Consider the following 1806-nt stretch of genomic DNA (forward strand, 5'->3'; position numbering starts at 1 on the left):
AGGTAATAAAAATCGACAGGGATAATCCCCGCCGACGTTGTGATCAGAGGTGCCAACACCAGCATTTTGCAGTGTACTCCGACTTAAAAAGTATTGTAAAACATCTTAAATACATATATAATCAAAAATAGCCAACAAGTATAAAGCAAGTGGGATTATGCCGATCGCAAGAGACATCACCCAATTGGTAGGACGGACTCCCCTAGTCCAACTGAATCGAATCCCAGTGGCAGAGGGAGTAAAAGCCCGCATCGTCGTCAAACTGGAAAGTATGAACCCCGCCGCCTCGGTTAAGGATCGCATCGGGGTCAGTATGGTGGAGGACGCTGAAGCCGCCGGACTAATTCACCCCGATAAAACAATTCTGGTGGAACCAACTTCCGGTAATACCGGCATCGCCCTGGCCATGGTAGCGGCGGCCAAAGGCTATCGCTTAATCCTGACTATGCCCGAAACCATGAGTTTAGAACGACGAGCAATGTTAAAAGCTTACGGGGCGCAATTAGAATTAACCCCGGGTAGCCAAGGCATGAAAGGAGCGATCGCCAGGGCCGAGGAAATAGTCGAAAATACCCCCAACGCCTATAGTTTGCAACAGTTCCGCAACCCGGCTAACCCGAAAATTCACCGGGAAACCACCGCCGAGGAAATCTGGGCCGATACCGATGGTCTGGTAGATATCGTTATCGGTGGCGTGGGAACCGGGGGAACCATTACCGGTATTGCCGAAACCATTAAACCCCGTCGTCCCCAATTTCAAGCGATCGCAGTTGAACCCTCTAATAGTCCCGTCTTATCGGGAGGACCACCGGGGCCGCACAAAATCCAAGGCATCGGCGCCGGTTTTATCCCGGCAATTTTCCGACCGGAATTAATCGATGAGGTGATTATCGTCGATGATACAGAGGCTTTCGCCTACGCGCGACGGTTAGCTCGTCAGGAGGGACTACTATCGGGCATCTCGGCCGGAGCGGCTTTATGGGCGGCGATTCAGGTGGGCAAAAGACCCGAAAACGAAGATAAATTAATCGTCATGATTCAGCCTAGTTTCGGGGAACGTTACCTCAGCACGGCCCTGTTTAAAGACCTCGAAGATATCGACTAATAGGAAAATAAATTGATGGAATTTGCAACGAGGGCGATTCATGGGGGGCAAGAACCAGACTCTAGCCATGGTGCGGTAACGATTCCCATTTATCTCACTTCCACCTATAACACCGGCTTTACTACGATTATCGATCGGGATCGAGAATAGAAACGATTTAAAGCGGGATCTGGAAAGGGCTTTGATTGGTTAGGCGAAGTTTTTATCTCATTTGATGGGTTAAACAATGTTTTTTGACTCGGAAGATTGGCAAACGATTATTTTTCGGCTCAGTATGGCTATGGCCGTCGGCTGTCTGATTGGTTATAACCGACAGCGAGGCGGTCGTCCGGCTGGATTGAGAACTTTTATCATCGTTAGTCTCGGGGCTGCCATGTTTGTCATGATTCCCCTACAAGCGGAAGGAGATGTGGGTTATGCGTCTTCTAATGCCCTCAGTCGCACTATTCAAGGGGTCGCTTCTGGTGTCGGTTTTTTAGGGGCGGGAATCATCCTACAACAATCCCATCGGGAACTAAATAAGGTACAAGTAAAAGGTTTGACTTCGGCGGCGACTATCTGGTTAGCGGCAGGATTAGGCGCCGCTTCTGGTTGCGGTTTATGGCAGATGGTTCTGGTGGGAACTCTATTCTCTCTGTGCACTTTAAGTGGCATTAAACGACTTAAGAAAAATAAATCTTTAGGCAAATATATTAAAGGTC

3 protein-coding genes are annotated in these 1806 nt (G+C 48.9%); all 3 read left to right on the forward strand.

Features of this window, described 5'->3' with window-relative positions; all coding sequences use genetic code 11:
• Positions 1-157: 157 nt before the first annotated feature.
• Positions 158-1105, forward strand: coding sequence for a cysteine synthase A (gene cysK / locus PX636_RS21845; RefSeq protein WP_002795950.1), 948 nt, complete (start codon positions 158-160; stop codon positions 1103-1105).
• A 15-nt stretch (positions 1106-1120) separates the two neighbouring features.
• Complete coding sequence (locus PX636_RS21850) at positions 1121-1255, forward strand: PLP-dependent transferase (protein WP_125730898.1); 135 nt, start codon at positions 1121-1123, stop codon at positions 1253-1255.
• 76 nt (positions 1256-1331) lie between these two features.
• Positions 1332-1806, forward strand: a 475-nt coding sequence (locus PX636_RS21855; protein WP_288118864.1) for an MgtC/SapB family protein, incomplete at its 3' end; no start/stop codon positions are given.

Origin of the sequence: Microcystis sp. M53598_WE2 (assembly GCF_030067735.1) — a bacterium.
Lineage (GTDB): Bacteria > Cyanobacteriota > Cyanobacteriia > Cyanobacteriales > Microcystaceae > Microcystis > Microcystis aeruginosa.

Coding starts and splice junctions, on each gene's coding strand:
- PX636_RS21850 (WP_125730898.1), top strand. CDS start 1,121: ATGGAATTTGCAACGAGGGCGATTCATGGGGGGCAAGAACCAGACTCT.
- cysK (WP_002795950.1), top strand. CDS start 158: ATGCCGATCGCAAGAGACATCACCCAATTGGTAGGACGGACTCCCCTA.